This is a genomic window from Streptomyces regalis, from assembly GCF_001509475.1.
Lineage (GTDB): Bacteria > Actinomycetota > Actinomycetes > Streptomycetales > Streptomycetaceae > Streptomyces > Streptomyces regalis.
Genome location: NZ_LLZG01000365.1, coordinates 1 through 22,077, shown reverse-complemented (window position 1 = coordinate 22,077; position 22,077 = coordinate 1). Strand labels below are relative to the sequence as shown.

The window sequence follows — 22,077 nt, the reverse complement described above, 5'->3', positions numbered from 1 at the left end:
GCCGGGAGAGCCGATACGAAGGGAACGCGATGGCGTACGACCTGATCACCATGGGGCGGATCGGAGTGGACCTCTACCCGCTGCAGACCGGCGTCCCGCTGCCGCAGGTCACGTCCTTCGGCAAGTTCCTCGGCGGCTCGGCGACGAACGTCGCGGTCGCCGCGGCCCGCCTGGGACGGCGTACCGCGGTGATCACCCGCACCGGCGACGACCCCTTCGGCACCTACCTCCACGAGGCCCTGCAGGGTTTCGGCGTCGACGACCGCTGGGTGACCCCGGTCCCGGGCCTGCCCACCCCGGTCACCTTCTGCGAGGTCTTCCCGCCGGACGACTTCCCGCTGTACTTCTACCGCCGGCCCAAGGCCCCGGACCTGGAGATCGACGCCCACGAGCTCGACCTCGACGCCATCCGCGACGCCCGGATCTTCTGGATCACCGGCACCGGCCTGAGCGAGGAGCCCAGCCGTACGGCGACGCTGGCGGCCCTCGCCCACCGCGCCAAGTCCGCTGCGACGGTCTTCGACCTCGACTGGCGCCCCATGTTCTGGAGCGACCCGGACGCGGCCCGCCCCTTCTACGCCGAGGCCCTGAAGCACACCACCGTCGCCGTCGGCAACCTCGACGAGGTGGAGGTCGCCACCGGCGTCCGTGAGCCCCATGCCGCCGCCCGCGCGCTCCTCGACGCCGGTGTCGAGATCGCCGTCGTCAAGCAGGGCCCCAAGGGCGTCCTCGCCGTCAACAGCAAGGGCGACCAGGCCGAGGTCCCGCCCCTCCCGGTGAACGTCCTCAACGGCCTCGGCGCCGGTGACGCCTTCGGCGGCTCCCTCTGCCACGGGCTGCTGGAAGGCTGGGACCTGGAGAAGATCATGCGGCACGCCAACGCCGCCGGCGCCATCGTGGCCTCCCGCCTGGAGTGCTCCTCCGCGATGCCGACGCCGGACGAGATCGAGGCCGCGATCGCCGCGGGGGCCGTCAAGTGAGCGTCGACATCGCGGAACTCGTCCGCATCCGCACCCAGCGCCCCGAGGCGATCGCGGAGGCCGCCGCCCGCCGCACCCGGCGGCCCCTCCTCGGCGACTCCGGCCGGCTGATGATCGTCGCCGCCGACCACCCGGCCCGCGGCGCCCTCGGCGTCGGCGGCCGGGGGCTCGCCATGGCCAACCGCGCCGACCTGCTCGAACGACTCTGCCTGGCCCTGTCCCGCCCCGGCGTCGACGGCGTCCTCGCGACCGCCGACATCCTCGACGACCTGCTGCTGCTCGGCGCCCTCGACGGCAAGGTCGTCATGGGCTCCATGAACCGCGGCGGCCTTCAGGGCGCGAGCTTCGAGCTCGACGACCGCTTCACCGGCCACCGCCCCGAGGACATCCAGCGCCTCGGGTTCGACGCCGGCAAGCTGCTCCTGCGCATCGACTACGACGACCCGGGCTCCCTCACCACCCTGGAGTCCACCGCCCGCGCCATCGACGAGATGGCCGCACGCCGACTCCCGGTCTTCGTCGAGCCGTTCATCAGCCACCGCACCCCCGAGGGCAAGGTCACCAACGACCTGTCCGCCGAGGCCGTCATCAAGTCCATCGCCATCGCCTCCGGCCTGGGCGGCACTTCGGCCTACACCTGGCTGAAGGTGCCGGTCACCGACAACCCCGACGACATGGCCGAGGTCATGGCGACCTCCACCCTGCCCGCCGTACTCCTGGGGGGTGAGGTCGGCGGCTCCGCAGAGGAACAAGCCGGGGCATACGAGAAGTGGCGCGGCGCCCTCCAACTGCCCACCGTGCGGGGCCTGGTGGTCGGCCGCTCGCTGCTCTACCCGGCGGACGGGGACGTTGCCGCCGCGGTGGACACTGCCGTAGGACTCCTGTGAGGTCGCCATGACCACGAGCCGTACGTTCCGCCCACAGAACGCCTCCGGCGCGGGTAGCCGCTTTGCTTTGGCAGGAGCGAAGTGCGAGCGAAGACTCCCCGCCCGCTACGGCCCCGCGCCGGAGGTCCCCGATAACCCCCATCCGAACCACACGGAGGGTTACCGATGACCTCAACGACGAGGCTCACGGTCGCGCAGGCGCTCGTCCGCTTCCTGGCCGCCCAGTACACGGAGCGCGACGGCGTACGGCAGCGTCTGATCGGCGCCACCTGGGGCATCTTCGGCCATGGAAACGTGGCCGGGATCGGCCAGGCGCTCGTCGAGTACAGCGATGTCATGCCGTACCACCAGGGCCGCAACGAACAGGCGATGGTGCACGCGGCGGTCGGCTACGCCCGCCAGTCGAACCGCCTGTCCACGCACGCGGTGACCACCTCCATCGGCCCCGGCGCGACCAACCTCGTCACCGGCGCCGCCCTCGCGACCATCAACCACCTCCCGGTCCTGCTCCTCCCCGGCGACATCTTCGCCACCCGCCCCGCAGACCCGGTCCTCCAGCAGCTCGAGGTGCCGTACGCGGGCGATGTGTCGGTCAACGACTGCCTGCGCCCGGTGTCGAAGTACTTCGACCGGATCACCCGGCCGGAGGCCCTGATTCCCTCGGCCCTCCAGGCCATGCGCGTGCTCACCGACCCCGTGGAGACGGGAGCGGTCACCCTCGCGCTCCCGCAGGACGTGCAGGCCGAGGCGTACGACTGGCCCGACGACCTCTTCGCCGAGCGCACCTGGGTGGTCCGCCGGCCGGGCGCCGACCCGACCGAACTCGCCGAGGCCGTACGGGCGATCCGCGCGGCGAGGCGGCCCCTGGTCATCGCGGGCGGCGGTGTCCACCACAGCCGCGCCGAGGAGGCGCTCGCCGAGTTCGCGGAGGTCACCCGTATCCCGGTCGCCTCCACCCAGGCGGGCAAGGGCTCCCTGCGCTTCGACCACCCCCAGGACGTCGGCGGCGTCGGCCACACCGGCACCGCCACCGCCGACGAACTCGCCCGCACCGCCGACCTGGTGATCGGCGTCGGCACGCGCTACACCGACTTCACCACCGCCTCCAGCACCCTGTTCAGCAACCCGGACGTCAGGTTCCTCAACCTCAACATCGCCCCCTTCGACGGGCACAAGCTCGCGGGAATGCCGCTGATCGCGGACGCCCGCACCGGACTGGAGGAGCTGACCGGGAGGCTGGAGATGCACGAGCACCGGGTCGCGCCGTCGTACGTCACCGAGTACACCGAGGACAAGGAGCGCTGGGAGCAGCGCGTCGACGCCTGCTACGAGGCCGACGAGCCGGACGTACGGCCGACGCAGCCGCAGGTGCTGGGCGCGCTGGACGCGATCGTCGACGAGTCGGACGTGATCATCAACGCGGCCGGCTCCCTCCCCGGCGACCTGCACAAACTGTGGCGGGCGCGCTCGCGCGACCAGTACCACCTGGAGTACGGCTACTCCTGCATGGGCTACGAGATCCCGGCCGCCATCGGCGTGAAGATGGCCGCCCCGGACCGGCCCGTGTGGGCGCTGGTCGGCGACGGCACCTATCTGATGATGCCGACGGAGATCGTGACGGCCGTGCAGGAGGGCGTCGCGATCAAGGTGTTGCTCGTGCAGAACCACGGGTACGCGTCCATCGGCGGCCTGTCGGAGGAGACGGGCGCCGAGCGCTTCGGCACGGCGTACCGCCACCGTGCGCACGACGGTACATTCACGGGCGCCCCGCTCCCCGTCGACCTGGCCGCCAACGCGGCCAGTCTCGGCATGCGCGTGCTGCGCGCGAAGACCGTGAGCGATCTGCGTGAGGCGCTCGCCGAGGCCCGCGCGGCCGACACTCCCACATGTGTCTACGTCGAGACCCAAACGGCAGACACAGTGTCGGGCCCGCCGCCCGCGCAGGCCTGGTGGGATGTTCCTGTGGCCGAGACCGCGACCCGAGCGTCGGCGGTCAAGGCACGTGAGCTGTACGAACGGCACGTCTCGACCCGACGCCGCCATCTGTGAAGGAGTAACCGGTCATGACGAAGATCGTCAACCACTGGATCGGCGGCAAGACCGTCGAAGGCGCGTCGGGAACGTTCGGGCCGGTCACCGACCCGGCGACCGGCGCGGTCACCACGAAGGTCGCGTTCGCCTCGGTCGATGAGGTGGACGCCGCGGTCGCGGCCGCCAAGGAGGCCTACCTGACCTGGGGCCAGTCGTCGCTGGCCCAGCGCACCTCGATCCTGTTCAAGTTCCGCGCGCTGCTGGACGCCAACCGCGACGCGATCGCCGAGCTGATCACCGCCGAGCACGGCAAGGTGCACTCCGACGCCCTCGGTGAGGTGGCCCGCGGCCTGGAGATCGTCGACCTCGCCTGCGGTATCAGCGTGCAGCTGAAGGGTGAGCTGTCGACGCAGGTCGCCAGCCGGGTGGACGTCTCGTCGATCCGGCAGCCGCTGGGTGTCGTCGCGGGCATCACGCCGTTCAACTTCCCGGCGATGGTCCCGATGTGGATGTTCCCGATGGCCATCGCGTGCGGCAACACCTTCGTGCTGAAGCCGAGCGAGAAGGACCCGTCGGCCTCGATCAAGATCGCCGAGCTGCTGGCGGAAGCCGGTCTCCCGGACGGCGTGTTCAACGTCGTCCACGGCGACAAGGTGGCCGTCGACCGCCTCCTTGAGCACCCCGACGTCAAGGCGGTGTCGTTCGTCGGCTCGACCCCGATCGCCCGCTACATCCACACCACCGCCTCCGCCAACCACAAGCGCGTCCAGGCCCTGGGCGGCGCCAAGAACCACATGCTGGTCCTCCCCGACGCCGACCTCGACGCGGCCGCCGACGCCGCCGTATCGGCCGCCTACGGCTCCGCGGGCGAGCGCTGCATGGCCATCTCCGCGGTCGTCGCGGTCGGCGCCATCGGCGACGAGCTGGTGGAGAAGATCCGCGAGCGCGCCGAGAAGATCAAGATCGGCCCGGGCAACGACCCGACGTCCGAGATGGGTCCCCTGATCACCGCCGCGCACCGTGACAAGGTGGCCTCCTATGTCACGGGCGCGGCGGCCGAGGGCGCCGAGGTCGTCCTCGACGGCACCGGCTACACCGTCGACGGCTTCGAGGACGGCCACTGGATCGGCATCTCGCTCCTCGACAAGGTGCCGACCAGCGCGAAGGCGTACCAGGACGAGATCTTCGGCCCGGTGCTGTGCGTGCTGCGCGCCGAGACGTACGAGGACGGCGTGGCCCTCATCAACGCCTCGCCGTTCGGCAACGGCACCGCGATCTTCACCCGGGACGGCGGCGCCGCCCGCCGCTTCCAGCTGGAGATCGAGGCCGGCATGGTCGGCGTGAACGTCCCGATCCCGGTCCCCGTCGGCTACCACAGCTTCGGCGGCTGGAAGGACTCGCTCTTCGGCGACCACCACATCTACGGCAACGACGGCACGCACTTCTACACCCGCGGCAAGGTCGTCACCACCCGCTGGCCCGACCCGGCGGACGCCCCGACCGGCGTCGACCTGGGCTTCCCGCGCAACCACTGAGGTTTTTTTGCGCGCGCGCCCTGCGGTTCCCGTAGGGCGCGAAAGCTCGTCAGGGAACAGCAGTTTCTGATGCATAAGGCAGTCAAATGGCCTTCCGTCTACGGATTTCGTAGGAGGAAGGCCATTGACGTGTTGGTTTTCGTCGGGGTTCCATGCAGCGCAGTCCCGCTGTACGAGTCGATCGGAACCCCCGTATGACCGACACGCTCCGCCCTGTCGAGACCGCCGTCCCCGAGGCGTCCGACACCCCTCAGAAGCTCAAGCGCTCCATCGGCATCGTCGGTGGCACCCTGCTCACGCTCTCCTGCGTGACCCCCGCCTCCACCCTCTTCGTGGTCGTCCCCGACCTGTTCGGCTCGCTCGGCACCGCCACCGCCCTCACGATCGCCATCGGCTCCCTCCTCTGTGTCGCCGTGGCGTTCTGCTACTCGGAGCTGGGCACGCTGGTCCCCAGCGCGGGCGGCGAATACGCGATGGTGTCCACGCTGGCCGGACGCCTCGCGGGCTGGCTGGTCTTCGTGCTCTCCCTGCTGGTCGTCATGGTCGTCCCGCCGGTCATCGCGATGGGCACGGCCGACTACCTCGCGCCGATCGTCGACCTCGACCCGTCCCTGGCCGGCGCCGGCGTCATGCTGCTCGCCACCCTCGCCGGCCTGCTCGACCTGCGCGCCAACGCCTGGATCACCGGCGTCTTCCTGGTCCTGGAGGTCATCGCGGCGGCCGTGGTGGCGGTGCTGGGCTTCGCGCACGCCGAGCGCGGCCCGGACAGCCTGGTCTCCATGCAGGTGGCCGGCGCCGACGGCGGCACGGACACCGTGACGGCTCTGCTGATCGTCTCCGGGCTCGCCATCGCCCTCTTCGTCACCCAGGGCTTCTCGACCGCCGTCTACCTCTCCGAGGAAATGGAGAACCCGCGCCGAAACGTCGCCCGCACGGTCCTCGCCACCCTCGGCCTCTCCGCCGTGATCATCCTGGTCCCGGTCGTGGCGATCACCCTGGGCGCATCGAACCTCGACGAACTCGCCGGCGGCGACATCAGCACCATGGTCACCGCCTGGTCCAACTCCGCCGTCGGCACCTTCGTCAGCCTCTGCGTGGCCCTTGCGATCATCAACGCGGGAATCGTCATGGTCATCCAGAACTCCCGCGTCCTGTTCGCCTCGGCCCGCGACAAGGCCTGGCCCGCCCCGGTGAACAACGTCCTCGCCAAACTCGGCCGCTTCGGCTCCCCCTGGGTCGCCACCCTCACGGTCGGCGTCCCCGGAGCCGCCCTGTGCTTCGTCAACCTCGACACCCTGTATGGCGTGACGGGGGTCTCGGTGACGGGCATGTACCTGCTCGTCGCGGTAGCCGCGCTGCTGTCCCGCCGAGGCACCCACAAGCACGGGCCGGCATGGCGCATGCCGCTGTGGCCGGCGATGCCGGTCCTGCTGATCGCGGTGCTGGTGTACATCCTGAGCCAGCAGGAGACGAGCTATCTGCTGTGGACGGGCGGCATAACGGCGGTGGCCACTCTGTACTGGGCCCTGTACCTGCGCCCGCGCCGGGACACCCGATGGCTGGTGTCGATACCGACGGACGAGTAGGCGCCCTTTAGGGGCGCGGGGCTGTACCGATGTGCGGCTCCGCCGCGTGGGCGCGATCAACCACCATGAACCCGCACTTGGCCGACAACAGATCTGCCCGAGCTCTGAGCCGCCCCGTACCACGAACGCGGTAGACAAATCCCGCGCCGTACCCCCACGGAAGGGCCCGCGATTCAGCCTTCGGTCGATAACTGACCGACAGCTTCACCCCGTACCGTTGAAACATGGATCTTCGACTGCCCGGACTGCGAGGGCGCGTACGGAGGCCGCGACGGTGGTTCGCCTCCGCGGCCTCCGTCGTCGTCCTCGCCGGTGCCGGTACATGGACGGCCGTCGCCGACGACGACGCGCCGCCGGTGCGCAGCACCGACCGGGTCATGGACATGGGCGACGGGGTACGCATCGACACCTCGTACTTCACGTCCGGCCCCTCAGGCCGCCGACCGGCCGTCCTGCTGGGACACGGTTTCGGCGGCAGCAAGGACGACGTACGGCAGCAGGCCGAGGACCTCGCCCGGGACGGCTACGCGGTGCTGACCTGGTCGGCCCGTGGCTTCGGGAAGTCGACCGGCAAGATCGGGCTGAACGACCCGAAGGGCGAGGTCGCCGACGTCTCCAAGCTGCTCGACTGGCTGGCGAAGCAGCCCCAGGTCGAGCTCGACAAGACCGGCGACCCGCGGGTCGGCATGGCGGGCGGCTCCTACGGCGGCGCCATCGCGCTGCTGGCCGCCGGGCACGACGACCGGGTGGACGCCATCGCCCCGGCGATCACGTACTGGAACCTGGCGGACGCCCTGTTCCCGAACGGCGTCTTCAAGAAGCTCTGGGCGGGCATCTTCGTCAACTCGGGCGGCGGCTGCGACAAGTTCGAGACGCAGATCTGCGAGATGTACGACCGGGTCGCCGAGTCCGGCATCCCGGACGCCGAGGCCCGCACCATGCTGGAGGAGCGCTCGCCGTCCGCCGTGGGCGACCGCATCGACGTGCCCACCCTGCTCGTGCAGGGCCAGTCCGACTCCCTCTTCCCGCTCGGTCAGGCCGACCAGGCGGCGAAGGCGATCCGTGCCAACGGCGCCCCCGTCGACGTCGACTGGATCGCCGGCGGCCACGACGGCGGCGACACGGAGACGGGCCGGATCCAGGCGCGCCTGCAGTCCTGGTTCGACCGCTACCTCAAGGACGACAAGAGCGCCGACACCGGCCCGGCCTTCCGCGTCACCCGCACCGGAGGCGTCGACTCCACCGACGGCCAGGCCACGCTGAGGGGCGCGAGCGCCGACTCCTACCCCGGCCTGGAGAGCGGCCGCAAGTCCGTCTCCCTCACCGGCGGCGAGCAGAGCTTCGCCAACCCGGCCGGCGCCAACCCGCCCGCCGTCTCGGCCCTGCCCGGCCTCGGTGGCTCCGGCGGGCTCGCCCAGCTGTCCTCGCTCGGTGTCGGGGTGTCACTGGACTTCCCGGGCCAGTTCGCCCGCTTCGAGTCGGCGCCGGTCCGCGACGACCTGCGCATCACCGGCTCCCCGACGGCGACCGTCCATGTGAAGTCCACCAGCGAGGACGCCGTGCTCTTCGCCAAGGTCTACGACGTCGGCCCCGGCGGCACCCAGCAGGTGCTGCCGTCCCAACTCGTCACGCCCCTGCGCGTCGAGGGCGCCAAGGCGGGCAAGGACGTGACGATCACGCTCCCCGCCATCGACCACGACCTCGACAGCGGCCACCGCCTGCGCCTGGTCCTGTCCTCCACGGACCTCGGCTACGCCTCCCCGGTCGCCCCGGCGACGTACACGGTCTCCCTGAAGGGCGACCTGTCGGTCCCGACGGCCCCCGGCGTGAGCACCGCCGCCGCCCCGCTGCCGTCCTGGGTGTGGTGGCTGCCGCTCACCGGCGCGCTCATCGCCCTGGCCCTGCTGCTGACGGCCCGCCGCCGCACCGCCACCCCCGCGCCCGACCCCGAGCTGGCCGAAGTGCCGCTCCAGATCACCGACCTGAGCAAGCGGTACGCGGGTTCCGAGGACCGTTACGCGGTACGGGATCTGTCCTTCCGCGTCGAGAAGGGCCAGGTCCTCGGCCTGCTCGGCCCGAACGGCGCCGGCAAGACGACGACTCTGCGCATGCTGATGGGCCTGATCAAGCCGGACGCCGGTGAGATCCGCGTCTTCGGCCACGCGATCCGCCCGGGCGCGCCCGTCCTGTCCAGGGTCGGCGCCTTCGTGGAGGGCGCGGGCTTCCTGCCGCACCTGTCCGGCCGGGAGAACCTGGAACTGTACTGGCAGGCCACGGGCCGCCCGCCCGAGGACTCCCACCTCGACGAGGCCCTGGAGATCGCCGGTCTCGGCGACGCACTGGCCCGCGCGGTCCGCACGTACTCCCAGGGCATGCGCCAGCGGCTGGCCATCGCCCAGGCCATGCTCGGCCTGCCGGACCTGCTCATCCTGGACGAGCCGACCAACGGCCTCGACCCGCCCCAGATCCGCGAGATGCGCGAGGTGATGATCCGCTACGCCGCCGCCGGCCGTACGGTGATCGTCTCCAGCCACCTGCTGGCGGAGGTCGAGCAGACCTGCACCCACCTCGTGGTGATGGACCGCGGCCGCCTCGTGCAGGCGGGCCCGGTCGCCGAGATCATCGGCTCCGGCGACACACTGCTCGTCGGCACCCCCACAGCCGTGGAGGAACCGGTCGTCGACAAGATCGCCGCCCTGCCGGGCGTGGCTTCGGCCGTGCGCACCGACGATGGACTCCTGGTCCGGCTCGACACCGACGGCAGTGCGACGCGCCTGGTCGCCGAACTCGTACGCCTTGAGGTGCCCGTCCAGTCGGTCGGCCCGCACCGGCGCCTGGAAGACGCCTTCCTCACTCTGATCGGAGGTTCCGCATGAGCACGCTCACCGAGCGCACCGAGGTCGCCTCCGGTTACCGGGCGGGCCGTACGCTGCCCCTCCGGGTCGAACTGGTCCGCCAGCTCAAGCGCCGCCGGACGCTGGTCATGGGCGCGATCCTGGCCGCGCTGCCGTTCGTGCTGGTCGTCGCCTTCGCGATCGGCGGCGACACGGACGACGGCTCCGGCAACCGCATCAACCTGATGGACACGGCCACCGCGTCCGGCGCGAACTTCGCCGCCGTCAACCTCTTCGTCTCCGCGGGCTTCCTGCTGGTCATCCCCGTCGCGCTGTTCTGCGGGGACACGGTGGCGTCGGAGGCCGGCTGGTCCTCCCTGCGCTACCTGCTCGCGGCGCCCGTGCCCCGGATGCGCCTGCTGTGGTCCAAGCTCGTGGTCGGGCTGGGGCTCAGCCTGGCCGCGATGGTGCTGCTGCCGGTGGTGGCGTTGGCAGTCGGTACGGCCGCGTACGGCTGGGGTCCGTTGCAGATCCCCACCGGCGGTTCGCTCGACACGGGCACGGCGGCGCAGCGCCTGGTGGTGGTCGTGGCGTACATCTTCGTGTCCCAACTGGTCACCGCGGGCCTGGCGTTCTGGCTGTCCACCAAGACGGACGCCCCGCTCGGCGCGGTCGGCGGCGCGGTCGGCCTGACCATCGTCGGCAACGTCCTCGACGCCGTGACCGCCCTCGGCGACTGGCGCCATTTCCTGCCCGCGCACTGGCAGTTCGCCTGGGCGGACGCCGTACAGGCCCGCCCCGAGTGGTCCGGCATGATCCAGGGCACGGCGATTTCCGTAACGTACGCCCTCGTGCTGTTCGCCCTGGCCTTCCGCGGTTTCGCCCGTAAGGACATCGTGTCCTAGGTCACCGGAAGATCACCCACCGGTCTCGACGGGCCGCTCCCGTGCCCTCTTCGAGACTCATCCGCAACGCTCCGTAGCGCACGTTCCGGCCCCCTGGCCCGTCACAGTCACAGAAGTCGACGTCAACGGACCAAGGGGGCACGGATGATGGAGCGGTACCGCATACGAAGGCTGCGCGCCGCCCTGCTCGCACTCACCGCGGCAGGCGGCCTGCTGCTCACCGGCTGCAGCGCCGGGGACGGCAGCAACAGCAGCAACAGCGGGGGCTACCAGGCGGACGACGGAAGCAACGGCAAAGGCTTCCCCGCCCCCGGCTACAACAACAGCAGCGGCGGTGGAACGGGTGAGCAGAAGGGCACCGACTCCGACTCCGGCGACTCGGACTCCCGCGAGTTCGCGCCCGCCCCCGACTACCTGTCCACCTTCGCCCTCGACGTCGACACCGCCTCCTACGGCTACGCTCGCCGCACCCTCGCCGAGGGCCGCCTGCCCGACCCGTCGACGGTCCGCCCCGAGGAGTTCGTCAACAGCTTCCGCCAGGACTACGACCGCCCCGACGGCAACGGCTTCACGGTCACCGTCGACGGCGCCCGCACCGACCGCGAGGACTGGTCCCTGGTCCGCGTGGGCCTGGCCACCCGGCCCGCCGAGGACTCCGGTGAACGCCCGCCCGCCGCCCTCACCTTCGTCATCGACATCTCCGGATCCATGGGCGAACCGGGCCGCCTCGACCTCGCCAAGGACTCCCTCGGCGTGATGACGAACCGACTGCGCGACGACGACTCGGTCGCCATCGTCACCTTCAGCGACGAGGCCGAGACGGTCCTGCCGATGACCCGCCTGGACGGCAACCGTGACGAGATCCACGACGCCGTCGACAGCCTGGAGCCCACCGACTCCACCAACCTGGGCGCGGGCATGGAAACCGGCTACGAGACGGCCGAGGAGGGCCTGAGGGAGGGCGCCACGAACCGCGTCGTCCTGGTCTCCGACGCCCTGGCCAACACCGGCGACACCGACGCGGACACCATCCTCGAACGCATCGCCTCCGAGCGCCGCGAACACGGCATCACCCTCTTCGGCGTGGGCGTCGGCAGTGACTACGGCGACGCCCTGATGGAACGCCTGGCCGACAAGGGCGACGGCCACACGGTCTACGTCTCCGACGAGGACGACGCCCGCAAGGTCTTCTGCGACGACCTCCCCCGCAACATCGACCTGACCGCCCGCGACGCCAAGGCCCAGATCGCCTTCGACCAGGCGACCGTCTCCGACTTCCGCCTCATCGGCTACGACAACCGCCAGGTCGCCGACGAGGACTTCCGCGACGACCGCGTCGACGGCGGCGAGATCGGCCCCGGCCACACGGTCACCGCCCTCTACGCCGTCCGCACCAGGCCCGGCACTTCAGGCCACCTCGCCACGGCGAGCGTCCGCTGGCTCGACCCGAAGACCCGCGCCCCGCACGAGGAGTCGGGCCGCTTGGAGACCGGCTCCCTGCACGACTCCCTGGGCGACGCCTCCCCGAGGTTCCAGGTGACCGCGACGGCCGCCTACTTCGCCGACGCTCTGCGCGACGGGGGCGGGGACGAGCGCTGGAGCTCACTGCCCGGTGCCCCGTCCCTCCGCGAGCTCGGGGAGATCGCCGAGGGCCTGGCGAAGGAGACGGAGGACGGGGCGGTGCGGCAGCTCGCCGAGGCCATCGGCCGGGCGGACCGGATGACGGACTGAGGCGGGGGCGGGGCAGGGGTGGGTGCGGCGGCTCAGTCCGCGCAGACCGAGGGCAGCGCCCGCACCAGCCCCCGCACATGCAGCGCGTCCAGCTCATGGCCGTACGCGGACCGGACGGCGGCGACCCCCAGCCGCGGCTCGCACGAGGGCGACGTCCTCAGCCGCTGGGTGTCCTGCAGAGCCTCCAGCAGCTGGGTGGTGATGCGGTCCAGCACCGGGCGCACCTCCTTGACCAGGTCCGGGCGCTCGGTGGGCCGCTCCTCGGGGTGTGCGTCCCAGCGCGCGTACAGCCCGCGCTGCACCAGCTTGTTCGCCTCGATCTGGTCCCGGAAGACAGCCTGCACGGCCGCCGGGTCCAGCCCGAGCCCGGTCGCCCGCGCGGCGACGTCGTCCAGGATCTGCTGCTCGCGCACCGGGTCGTCGATCGGCTTGTCGGTGCCGTACTTGGCGGCGGCCACTTTGTCGGCGACCAGCAGCCGCTCGGCGAACAGGTCGGTCAGCGGGGTGAGTCCGGGGGCGACGGCGGCCGCGCGAACCGGAGCCGGGGTGTGTGCGGCGGCCGGTGCGGCGCCGGCGAGGGACAGGGCCGCGGTGGCGCAGACGGTGAGCAGAGCGGACCGGAGAGTTCGGGAGTGCAGTCGGGGGTGCACAGGGGTTCCTTCCGTGGGGGCGGTCGTACAGCAACCTACCGACGCACACGCCTTCACTACGCGTGAACCATTGACCTTCCGTTACGCGTGAGTAAGTTGACTCCCGAGTAAGTCCGACTGGCACCGGGAGCCGTCATGGGCGTACGCAAAGATCTGAAGCGGGCGAAGCAGCGCACCGACCTGATGGACCGCACCAGGGTCGAGGTCATCAGGGACGCCGAGGGCGTGGTCCGCGAGGCCCGCACCCCACCCCTCGCACCGCACGCCGCCACCGGCAGCACCGCCGAACTGCCCTTCACCAACGCGGCCGAGGCCCCCGACGCGGTGGCCCTCCGGCGCAAGCAGGGCACGACCTGGCACCCCGTCACCACCACCGCCTTCGCGCACGAAGTCACCGCTGTCGCCAAGGGGTTGCTCGCGGCCGGCCTCGAACCGGGCGGCCGCGTCGCCGTGATGTCCCGCACCCGGTACGAGTGGACGGTCCTCGACTTCGCGATCTGGGCCGCCGGCGGCCAGACGGTCCCGATCTACGCCACCTCCTCCGCCGACCAGGTGGAGTGGATCGTCCGGGACTCGGGGGCCCGCTACGTCATCACCGAGACGGAAGAGAACACCGAAACGGTGGTGACGGGCACGGCCCGGCACCAACAGCAGCCGCATGTATGGCAGTTGGACGCAGACGCCCTCGCCGAGCTCACCACCCTCGGCAGGGACCTCCCCGACGACGAGGTCACCAAGCGCCGCGCGGCCCTCACCCCCGACACCATCGCCACCGTCTGCTACACCTCCGGCACGACCGGCCGGCCGAAGGGCTGCGTCCTCACCCACGCCAACCTGCACGCCGAGGCCGCCAACACCGTCGAACTCCTGCACCCCATCTTCAAGGAGGTCACCCACCAGACCGCCTCGACCCTCCTCTTCCTCCCCCTCGCCCACATCCTCGGCCGCACCCTCCAGATCGCCTGCCTGATGGCCCGCATAGAGATCGGCCACTGCCCGAGCATCAAGCCCGACGAACTCCGCCCGGCCCTCAGCGAGTTCCGCCCCACGTTCCTCGTCGGCGTCCCGTACCTCTTCGAGAAGATCCACGACACCGGGCGTGCGACGGCCGAGAAGATGGGCCGCGGCTCCTCCTTCGACCGCGCCGACCGCATCGCCGTCCGCTTCGGAGAGGCGTACCTGAACAAGTTCCTGGGCACGGGCAAGGGCCCTGGCGCAGGCCTCTACGCCGCGTGGGCCCTGTACGACCTGCTGGTCTACCGCCGCGTCCGCAAGGAACTCGGCGGCCGCATGCGCTACGCCATCAGCGGCGGCTCACCCCTCGACCGCAACCTCAACCTGTTCTTCTACGCCGCCGGAATCATCGTCTACGAGGGCTACGGCCTGACGGAGACCACCGCCGCCGCCACCATCGTCCCGCCCCTGAAACCCCGCCCGGGCACGGTCGGTCAACCCGTCCCCGGCACCGCCGTCCGCATCGCCGACGACGGTGAGGTGCTCATCAAGGGCGGCATCGTCTTCGGCTCGTACTGGAACAACCAGGCCGCCACCGACGCCGTCCTGACGGACGACTGGTTCGCCACCGGCGACCTCGGCTCCCTCGACGAGGACGGCTACCTCACCATCACCGGCCGCAAGAAGGACATCCTCGTCACCTCCGGCGGCAAGAACGTCTCCCCGGCCGTCCTGGAGGACCGCCTGCGCAGCCGCCCGCCCGTCGGCCAGTGCTTCGTCGTCGGCGACAACCGCCCCTTCATCGCCGCCCTGATCACCCTCGACCCGGACGCGGTGGCCCACTGGCTCGCCGTACGCAAACTCCCCGCCGACACCCCGATGACGGAGGTGACCCAGGACCCCCGGATGCGCGCCGCCGTCCAAAAGGCCGTCGATTACGCCAACGAGGCCGTCTCCCGGTCCGAGTCGATTCGTGCGTTCGCCCTGGTTGAGGGCGAGTTCAGCGAGGAGAACGGCCTGCTTACGCCGTCGCTGAAGGTCAAGCGGCATGCGGTGGCGGCGGCGTATGCGCGGGAGATCGAGGCGCTGTACGGCAACTGAGGGCCCCTCGGCGACCTGCTCGCGGTCGCCGGGTCGCTCACCCTTGCGGGCGATCCCTGCCGCGAGGCTGCACTCAATCGGTGCAATAGGCGTATATATGCCCATGCGCCACTGTGAGGGAGGAGCCGCCCCGAGGGAGGATGCATGGCCCCTGAACACCGCCGGTCCGCCGTCAGGCGGCTGGCGTTCGTCGCCGCCGGAGTGGCCGTGTCAGCGGCTCTCGCTCCGGGCCCGGCTTTCCCGGCCGATCCCGCCCCGTCCCCCTCGCCCGCCGACGCCGCGCACTCCCCTGGGGGAAGGATCGCGCGTCAGCCGGCGTTCGGCGCCTACCTCGACTACGGGCCCGCCGGGCTGGAGCGCATCAAGGAGCTGGGCCGCTGGCTGGGCGGCCATGAACCGCGCGTGGGGCACACGTATCTGCCGGGGGATCTGTGGCGCAACATCGAGGGCGGGAACGGCTTCCTCGACAGCTGGGCCGAGTGGCGGCAGGACAAGGCCGACCGGATGCTCGTGCTCAACGTCCCGATGATGGAACGCAACGAGGAGAACGTCTCCGACGCGGACGTCCGGCAGTTGCTGCGGCGCGCCGCGGACGGTGAGTTCGACGACCACTTCGAGGTGCTGGCGGAGCGCCTGGTCGACCTGGGTGCCGAAGACACGGTCATCGTGCTCGGCTGGGAGATGAACGGCGTCACCTACACCCATCGCTGCGCCCCCGACCCGGAGCGCTGGAAGGAGTACTGGAGGCGCATCGTCACCGTCATGCGCTCGGTTCCCGGACAGGACTTCAGGTTCGACTTCGCGCCGAGCCGGGGCCGGGACGCGATTCCCTGGACCCAGTGCTATCCCGGCGACGACTACGTCGACATCGTCGGCATGGACGCCTACGACCAGCCGCGCGGACTCACCTTCGACCAGCAGGTGTCCGAGCCCTACGGACTGCAGCACCACGTGGACTTCGCGCGGGCTCACGACAAGCCGATCTCGTATCCCGAATGGGGCCTGTTCCGCAACGGCGACAACATCACGTGGATGCTGCGCATGCTCGCGTGGATGGACGAGCACAAGCCGCTGTACAACACGATCACCGACTACTGCCCGCACGGCGTGTGGACGTGCACCGACAATCCCCGCGCCTCCGCCCTGTACCGCCTGCTGCTGTCCAGCCCCTTCGTCCCGCAGCCGCACCCCCGGCCGGAACCGGGGCCAGAACCGAGGCCGACGGTCTCCGTCCCGACCGCGCCCACAACCCCCGCCGAGCCGGACGCGAAACCGGCGCCGGACGGGCCCGCGACGCCCACGCCCATGCCCTCCCAGCTGCCGTACTGCGTGCCGCTGGACCTCGCGAAGTGGTTCGAGCAGCAGGTCGGCGGCAAGCTCACCGTCTGCCTGCAGTGGGCGGAGCCCTAGTGGTGATCCGGCGGTGGGCCTGGGGTCCGGCGCAGGACCTGCTTGGCGCGGCGTCGGGCGGCCGCCTCCCCGGCTGCGGCCGCCAGCAGCGGGACGGTGCGGCGCCGGGCCAGCAGGAAACGCTGGTTGGGGACCGTCTCGGGGTGCCAGCGGTACTTGTACGGTTCGGCGCCGCGCAGCAGGCTCAGCACCCGGGGTTCGCCGCCGGACACGACGTGCTCGGTGGACGCGTGCAGCAGCATCGCCGTCACGTCCACCTTCCGCTCCTCCCGCAACCGCGGGTGAAAGCCGTACAGGTACGTGCCCGCCAACCTTCGTGACAGCACGTTCAGATTGACCGCCACCACCTCCCCGTCGAGCACGAACTGCGTCACCGCAGCCTCGCCGGATCGGGCCATGGGGACCACCGCGCGGACCAGGTGCTCCAGGAACCGCGGCCGTGCGTGCTCCGGCGACATCCCCCTGCCCTGCCATTGCAGCCGGTGCAGTTCGAGGAGCCGGCGCAGCGCGGCCCCGGCCTCCTCGGGGCTCACGTCGCGCCACTCGATGCCGAGCCGGGCGAGCCGGTTGACCTTGTTGCGGACCCGCTGGGCGTGCCTGGACGACAGCCGCTCGACCAACTCGCCCATGGGTACGGCCGGCAACTCCAGACACACCGAGTCGCGCACCCGGTGACGCGGGCCGCGCCAGCAGAGGTAGACCCGCTCCATCGCGCCGCCCGGCCGCACCTCACGGAAGTCGATCAGGGCGGTGCGGGCCAGGTCGGTCAGGGCGTCCGCCAGCGCCCCGGCGCCCTGTGGGCCCGCCGCCGGGTCGAGGAGCACATCGCAGAAGTCGGTGATGGCACCTCCGATCGGCACCAGCGCCGGCAGCGGGTGGTGCACCCGCATCAGCGGTGCCGCCGCCACCAGTTCACCGCTCCTGCGCACCAGGACGAGCCGCAGCCTGCCGGGGCTGCCGTACGACAGCCACCACGAGTGCAGCCAGGGATGACTCTGGAACGGCGTCGCCGACGGGCACGCCCGGTACAGGCGTTGCCACTCCCCGGCCAGCTCCGCGAAGGCGTGCTCCTCGGTGCACACCTCCACCGACAGTGCGCGGCCGGACGCCGTCATCCAAGCGTCCCGCGGGCGTCGGCGGCGCCTGCCGGCCCGGGTACCGACGCCACGCTCCGGTCGTCGTCCTCGCCGGGCCGCCGCGGCCGGGCCAGCAGCGCGAGCCCGCCCAGCAGACCTCCCGCGCTCGCGCCGACGAGCGAGGTCAGTGCCGGTGACGCGGACGACGGCTCGGTGGGTTTCAGGGCGCGGGCGAGGCGCTCCAGCTTGATTCCGGTGTTGCCCTTGGTGTAGTCCGCCTGCGTCACCAGCGCGCGGGAGACCGCGTTCGCCATGTCGACGGCCTGGGCGGGCTTCGACGAGGTCGCCGAGACCGCGACCATCGGCGCGTCCGGCGACGTCGCCACCTGCACGCTCTCGCGCAACGTCGCGACCGGCACGCCCGCCCACATCTGGGCGTCGCCGAGCACCGCGAGCTGGGGGGCCACCCGGCCGTACGCCTGCGCGAAACCGAGCGCATCGGTGCAGTCGGCCTCGGTCTCGCCGGTCGCCACGGCGACGACGGAACTCGTCGCCGTGTACTGCGGCGGCCTCAGCTGCCCGTACGCGCCGCCGGCCACGGCACCGAGCAGCGCGCCGGCGGGCAGCAGCCACCACGAGGGCAGCCGCTTCCCACGCGGGTGCGCACGGTCGGACAGCGGGGCACGCCGATCGGGGTTGTCGGTCATCAGGAACTCACTTCCGGGGTCGATCCGGCCAGTGCGGCCGTGTACACATCCATCAGCTGCCGGGCGGTGCAGGCGATGTCGTAGCGGTGTACGACGTCCGGGGCGGTCCGCTCGCCCGGTCCTGCCGCCCGCAGCCGCAGCAGCTCCCGCGCGTACGCCCCGGCGCTGCCCATGACGCGCCGGGCACCGGGTGCCGCGTCCGGCGGCAGGTCCTCGACGGCGGGGCAGCTCGTGTACAGCACGGGGAGCCCGGCCGCCAGCGCCTCCACCACGGCCAGGCCGAAGGACTCCTCCGGCGAGGGGGAGGCGAGCACGTCCATCGCGGACAGCAGGGCGACCAGGTCGGGTGCATGGTCGCCGGGGTCGGGCAGATACGGCCGCTCGCCCGTCAGCACCACCCGGTTCGCGACGCCCAGATCCCGGGCGGTGCGCCGCAGCACCTCCGCCTCGGGCCCGCCGCCGACCAGCAGCAGCCATACGTTGCCGGGCAGCAGGGCCAGTGCCTGCAGGAGCAGGACGAAGCGCTTGCCCGGGGCGAGGCGTCCCACGCCCCCGACGACGTACGCGTTGTCGGGCAGCCCGTGGTACGCCCGTGCCTCCTTGCGGCGCCCCTCGTCGTAGCGGAACCGGGGCGCCTCGATGCCGTTCGGGATGACCCGGATGCGCGGCCCGGGCACGCCCCAGTGCCGCAGCCGTTCGGCCACCGTCGGCGAGACGGCGACCGTGGTGTGGCCGAGGCGTTCGCCGGCCAGGTACAGCGCGCGGACGCCCCCGGTCAGCAGCCGGCCCTCCAACCGGGTGGCGCCGATCGAGTGCTCGGTGGCCACGACGGTGCGGACTCCCGCGAGCCGCGCCGCGATCCGGCCGTAGAGGCAGGCCCGGTACAGGTGGGTGTGGACGAGGTCGTAGCCGCCGTCGCGGATCAGCCGGGCCAGGCGCGGCAGCGCGCGGAAGTCGCGGTTGCCGGTCATCCCGAGGTGGGTGACCTGGACACCGTCGGCGGTCAGGCCCGCGGCGACCGGGCCGGGGTTGGTCAGCGCCACCACGTCGCACTGGGCGGGGAGGTGACGCAGCAGCAGCCGCAGCTGCTGTTCCGCCCCGCCCACGCCGAGGCCGGTGATGATGTGCAGGGCCTTCACACCGCCTCCAGGGCACGGCCGTAGAACCGGGCCAGGCGCCGCTTCAGCTCCAGCCGCACCGAGGTGTCCGCCTCCCCGAGGTGGATGCGGGGCAGCGCGAAGTCGCCGGAGCCGGCCGGGCCGGGGTCGATCGCGCAGGCGTAGTGGTAACCGGCCCGGCGCACGGCGTCGGCGGCACGCTGGTCGAGACGGCCGTACGGGTAGCAGAAACCCTCGACGTCGCCGCCGGTGATCTCGGCGAGTCGGTGGCGGCTGTCGTCGACCTCGGTGTGCAGGACCTGGTCCGTGGCCCTGGTCAGATCGAGGTGGGTCAGGCCGTGCGAGGCGACCTCCATGCCCGCGGCCACGGCACGGCGGATGCCGTCCACGTCGAGCAGCGGCTTGCGCGGGCCGGTCGGCTCCCACGCGTTCTCGCCGCCGAGCCGTCCGGGCAGCACGAACACGGTCGCCGTGAAACCCCGGCGGCGCAGCACGGGCAGCGCGGTGGTGACGAAGTCGGTGTACCCGTCGTCGAAGGTGAGCCCCACCAGTCCGCCCGCGGCGCCACGGGCGCGCGCGGCGAGCAGCTCATGGACGCTCACCCCGCGCAGACCACGGCCGGCCATCCAGGCGAGCTGCCGATCGAGGCGCGCGGGCGTGACGGTGACGTTGTACGGGTCGTCGCGGCAGTTGGAGACGGAGTGGTACATGGCCACCCAGGCGGCGGGACGCCGTCTCGGGCGTCCCCCCACGGGTGGTTCGGGATCGGGCCCGTCCGCGCGTGGCGCGGCCAAGATGTCAGCGACCATGGCGAGGCTTTCGTGTGACGGAGCGACGGAATGTATGTGCGACAGAACGTGCGACGGAAAGGAGGAGGGACCGGGCGTCCGCCGCGTCGAGGAGCCAGGTCAGCACCAGGAAGACGGCGGTCACGCAGATGCAGCAGGCGGCGACGGCCGCCGTGGGCGAGGCGAACAGCCCCGAGCAGAGCAGCCCCGCTGCGGTGGCGCACACGGCCGCGTACACCGGTCCCGCCAGTGCGGCTACGACCCGGCGGACGCGTACGGGCACGGTGCGCGGGCCCAGACCGTGCAGCAGGAGCAGCGCGGTGAGGGTGATGCCGGCCGCGTTGGCCCCGGCGATGCCGCGCGCCCCCCAGGGACCCACGGCCCAGACACTGATGATGACGGTGGCGAGCGTGCCCACGCCCATCGCGCCCAGCGGGTACCAGGTGGTACGGCCGGCCGAGAAGTACGACTGCACGAGCGCCCCCACCAGCGTGTGCCCGAGCAGTCCGACCGCGTACACCCGCATCACGGCGGCGGTCGCGGCGGTGTCCTCGGCCGTGAACGCGCCGCGCTGGAACAGGAGCTGGACGATCTGCGGCGCGCAGGCCACGACCACGGCGGCGCCGAGCAGCACCAGACAGGCCGTCAGCACCAGGTCCCGCTCGACCCGGTCCCTGGCCCGCCGTGTGTCGCCCTCGGCGATGGCCCGCGCCACCACCGGGAAGGTGACCACGCACACCATCAGCGACAGCGACATCGGCAACTGGGCGACCTTCTGGGCGTAGTTGAGGTGCGAGATGGCACCGGCGGGCAGTCCGGACGCGAAGTAGCGCTCGATGAGGACCTGCGACTGCCGGCACAGCGCGAAGAGCAGGACCGCGCAGACCAGTCCGACCGCGAGGGCCTGTGCCGCAAGCGGCGTCGTCCCGCCGAAGGGCGGGCCGGGCGGCGTTTGTGCCAGGTGCACCCCGGCAGGCGCCGCTTCCGGCACAGTCCCTGGCGGCCGGCCACCGTCCCCGTCGTACGGGGCCGCGGACGCGGACCGGCCGGGCCGCCCGGCGATCCGCCGCCACAGGGACGGCGCCTGTACGGCGGCCATGAGGCACCCGCCGAGCGCCACGCCGAGGGCGGCGGACCGCACGCCCCAGCCTTCGGCGAGAAAGAACATCGCGGCGATGATCGCGGCGTTGTACGCGATGTAGATCGAGCCCGGCGCGAAATAGCTGCGGTGGGCGCGCAGCGCCGCGCTGCAGTACCCGGCCAGCCCGAAGCTCAGCACGCAGGTCGCGGTCAGCCGGGTGCAGGACACGGCCAGGGACGGGTCGGGCAGGCCGGGCGCGAGGACGGAGACCAGCAGCGGCGCCCCGGCCGCGAGCACGGCAGCCGTCCCGGCGAGCGCCAGGCACAGCCGCGGCAGCGTGGCGGCGACCAGGGCGTGCACCGGGTCCGGGGCCCCGACCCCACTCGCCCGCCGCGCCAGCGCCACGCTGAACGCGGGCACCAGCACGAACGCCATACCGTCCTCGATCAGCAGCGTCGACGCGATCTCGGGCAGCGTCCAGGCCACCAGAAAGGCGTCGGTGTCCGCACCGGCACCGAACAGATGCGCAAGCGCCTGGTCCCGCCCCAGCCCGAGCAACGCCCCGGCCATGGACAGTGCGGCCGAGAGCAACGTCGCCCTGGCAAGAAACCGCCCCGAGGGGGCGCCGGTTCGCCGGGGGGCCGGTGGGCCGGGGTGGGTGTCGGGTGTGGGCGGGTGTGGGGTGCCGGTCGTGGTGTTGGGG

At 71.9% G+C, this 22,077-nt stretch carries 16 protein-coding genes and 1 pseudogene; 11 read left to right on the top strand and 6 right to left on the bottom strand.

Annotated features, from left to right (window positions below; translation table 11 throughout):
• The first annotated feature begins 29 nt into the window (after positions 1–29).
• The 9 genes and pseudogenes from iolC (at position 30) to ADL12_RS33870 (ending at position 12,489) form a co-directional block, all read left to right on the top strand.
• Positions 30–980: a 5-dehydro-2-deoxygluconokinase gene (gene iolC / locus ADL12_RS33905; RefSeq protein WP_062709305.1), complete on the top strand. Its 951-nt coding sequence runs from the start codon at positions 30–32 to the stop codon at positions 978–980.
• Complete coding sequence (locus ADL12_RS33900; protein ID WP_062709301.1) at positions 977–1,867, top strand: Cgl0159 family (beta/alpha)8-fold protein; 891 nt, start codon at positions 977–979, stop codon at positions 1,865–1,867. Before iolC ends, ADL12_RS33900 begins: the two co-directional genes overlap by 4 nt.
• A 19-nt stretch (positions 1,868–1,886) precedes the next feature.
• Positions 1,887–1,997 (top strand): annotated as a pseudogene (locus ADL12_RS57025) (5-deoxy-glucuronate isomerase); the annotation flags it as partial.
• A gap of 35 nt (positions 1,998–2,032) precedes the next feature.
• On the top strand, positions 2,033–3,916 hold the full coding sequence (gene iolD, locus ADL12_RS33895) for a 3D-(3,5/4)-trihydroxycyclohexane-1,2-dione acylhydrolase (decyclizing) (protein ID WP_062709298.1): 1,884 nt from the start codon (positions 2,033–2,035) through the stop codon (positions 3,914–3,916).
• Between the two features lie 14 nt (positions 3,917–3,930).
• Complete coding sequence (mmsA, locus tag ADL12_RS33890; protein ID WP_062709296.1) at positions 3,931–5,433, top strand: CoA-acylating methylmalonate-semialdehyde dehydrogenase; 1,503 nt, start codon at positions 3,931–3,933, stop codon at positions 5,431–5,433.
• Between the two features lie 194 nt (positions 5,434–5,627).
• The gene (locus ADL12_RS33885) at positions 5,628–7,019 is read left to right on the top strand and encodes an APC family permease (protein ID WP_062709293.1); all 1,392 of its coding nucleotides are present in this window, start codon (positions 5,628–5,630) and stop codon (positions 7,017–7,019) included.
• A gap of 224 nt (positions 7,020–7,243) precedes the next feature.
• Positions 7,244–9,895 (top strand): CocE/NonD family hydrolase, encoded by a 2,652-nt coding sequence (locus ADL12_RS33880; RefSeq protein WP_062709290.1) that lies wholly within the window; start codon positions 7,244–7,246, stop codon positions 9,893–9,895.
• Positions 9,892–10,758, top strand: coding sequence for an ABC transporter permease (locus ADL12_RS33875; protein ID WP_062709287.1), 867 nt, complete (start codon positions 9,892–9,894; stop codon positions 10,756–10,758). The genes ADL12_RS33880 and ADL12_RS33875 overlap by 4 nt, the downstream gene beginning before the upstream one ends.
• A 144-nt stretch (positions 10,759–10,902) precedes the next feature.
• Positions 10,903–12,489, top strand: coding sequence for a vWA domain-containing protein (locus tag ADL12_RS33870; RefSeq protein ID WP_107120088.1), 1,587 nt, complete (start codon positions 10,903–10,905; stop codon positions 12,487–12,489).
• Between the two features lie 32 nt (positions 12,490–12,521).
• Here ADL12_RS33870 and ADL12_RS33865 read toward each other — a convergent pair whose 3' ends face one another.
• A complete protein-coding gene (locus tag ADL12_RS33865; RefSeq protein WP_244188149.1) occupies positions 12,522–13,139 on the bottom strand; it encodes a chorismate mutase in 618 nt (205 codons plus the stop codon).
• Between the two features lie 135 nt (positions 13,140–13,274).
• On the opposite strand from ADL12_RS33865, the gene ADL12_RS33860 reads away from it, so the two are divergent.
• On the top strand, positions 13,275–15,194 hold the full coding sequence (locus tag ADL12_RS33860; protein WP_062709284.1) for an AMP-dependent synthetase/ligase: 1,920 nt from the start codon (positions 13,275–13,277) through the stop codon (positions 15,192–15,194).
• Between the two features lie 144 nt (positions 15,195–15,338).
• Positions 15,339–16,604, top strand: coding sequence for a glycoside hydrolase family 26 protein (locus tag ADL12_RS33855; protein ID WP_062709281.1), 1,266 nt, complete (start codon positions 15,339–15,341; stop codon positions 16,602–16,604).
• On the opposite strand, the gene ADL12_RS33850 is transcribed toward ADL12_RS33855, so the two are convergent.
• From ADL12_RS33850 to murJ, 5 genes are all read right to left on the bottom strand, one after another.
• Positions 16,601–17,719 (bottom strand): GNAT family N-acetyltransferase, encoded by a 1,119-nt coding sequence (locus tag ADL12_RS33850; protein ID WP_062709278.1) that lies wholly within the window; start codon positions 17,717–17,719, stop codon positions 16,601–16,603. The two genes, ADL12_RS33855 and ADL12_RS33850, sit on opposite strands and share 4 nt — an antisense overlap.
• Complete coding sequence (locus ADL12_RS33845) at positions 17,716–18,387, bottom strand: YveK family protein (RefSeq protein ID WP_062709275.1); 672 nt, start codon at positions 18,385–18,387, stop codon at positions 17,716–17,718. Before ADL12_RS33845 ends, ADL12_RS33850 begins: the two co-directional genes overlap by 4 nt.
• Entirely contained in the window at positions 18,387–19,526 is a 1,140-nt protein-coding gene (locus ADL12_RS33840; protein ID WP_062709272.1) for a glycosyltransferase, read from the bottom strand. Before ADL12_RS33840 ends, ADL12_RS33845 begins: the two co-directional genes overlap by 1 nt.
• Positions 19,523–20,314, bottom strand: a complete 792-nt coding sequence (locus ADL12_RS33835) for a polysaccharide deacetylase family protein (protein ID WP_079052424.1) — start codon at positions 20,312–20,314, stop codon at positions 19,523–19,525. Before ADL12_RS33835 ends, ADL12_RS33840 begins: the two co-directional genes overlap by 4 nt.
• On the bottom strand, positions 20,304–22,077 hold a 1,774-nt coding region (gene murJ / locus ADL12_RS33830), incomplete at its 5' end, for a murein biosynthesis integral membrane protein MurJ (RefSeq protein WP_062709396.1). The genes ADL12_RS33835 and murJ, both read right to left, overlap by 11 nt.

Excerpts from the sequence above, each read along its gene's own strand:
- ADL12_RS33860 (WP_062709284.1), top strand. The coding sequence starts at position 13,275 with ATGGGCGTACGCAAAGATCTGAAGCGGGCGAAGCAGCGCACCGACCTG.
- mmsA (WP_062709296.1), top strand. The coding sequence starts at position 3,931 with ATGACGAAGATCGTCAACCACTGGATCGGCGGCAAGACCGTCGAAGGC.
- ADL12_RS33880 (WP_062709290.1), top strand. The coding sequence starts at position 7,244 with ATGGATCTTCGACTGCCCGGACTGCGAGGGCGCGTACGGAGGCCGCGA.
- ADL12_RS33835 (WP_079052424.1), bottom strand. The coding sequence starts at position 20,314 with ATGGTCGCTGACATCTTGGCCGCGCCACGCGCGGACGGGCCCGATCCC.
- ADL12_RS33870 (WP_107120088.1), top strand. The coding sequence starts at position 10,903 with ATGATGGAGCGGTACCGCATACGAAGGCTGCGCGCCGCCCTGCTCGCA.
- iolC (WP_062709305.1), top strand. The coding sequence starts at position 30 with ATGGCGTACGACCTGATCACCATGGGGCGGATCGGAGTGGACCTCTAC.
- iolD (WP_062709298.1), top strand. The coding sequence starts at position 2,033 with ATGACCTCAACGACGAGGCTCACGGTCGCGCAGGCGCTCGTCCGCTTC.
- ADL12_RS33875 (WP_062709287.1), top strand. The coding sequence starts at position 9,892 with ATGAGCACGCTCACCGAGCGCACCGAGGTCGCCTCCGGTTACCGGGCG.
- ADL12_RS33855 (WP_062709281.1), top strand. The coding sequence starts at position 15,339 with ATGGCCCCTGAACACCGCCGGTCCGCCGTCAGGCGGCTGGCGTTCGTC.
- ADL12_RS33885 (WP_062709293.1), top strand. The coding sequence starts at position 5,628 with ATGACCGACACGCTCCGCCCTGTCGAGACCGCCGTCCCCGAGGCGTCC.
- ADL12_RS33845 (WP_062709275.1), bottom strand. The coding sequence starts at position 18,387 with ATGACCGACAACCCCGATCGGCGTGCCCCGCTGTCCGACCGTGCGCAC.
- ADL12_RS33850 (WP_062709278.1), bottom strand. The coding sequence starts at position 17,719 with ATGACGGCGTCCGGCCGCGCACTGTCGGTGGAGGTGTGCACCGAGGAG.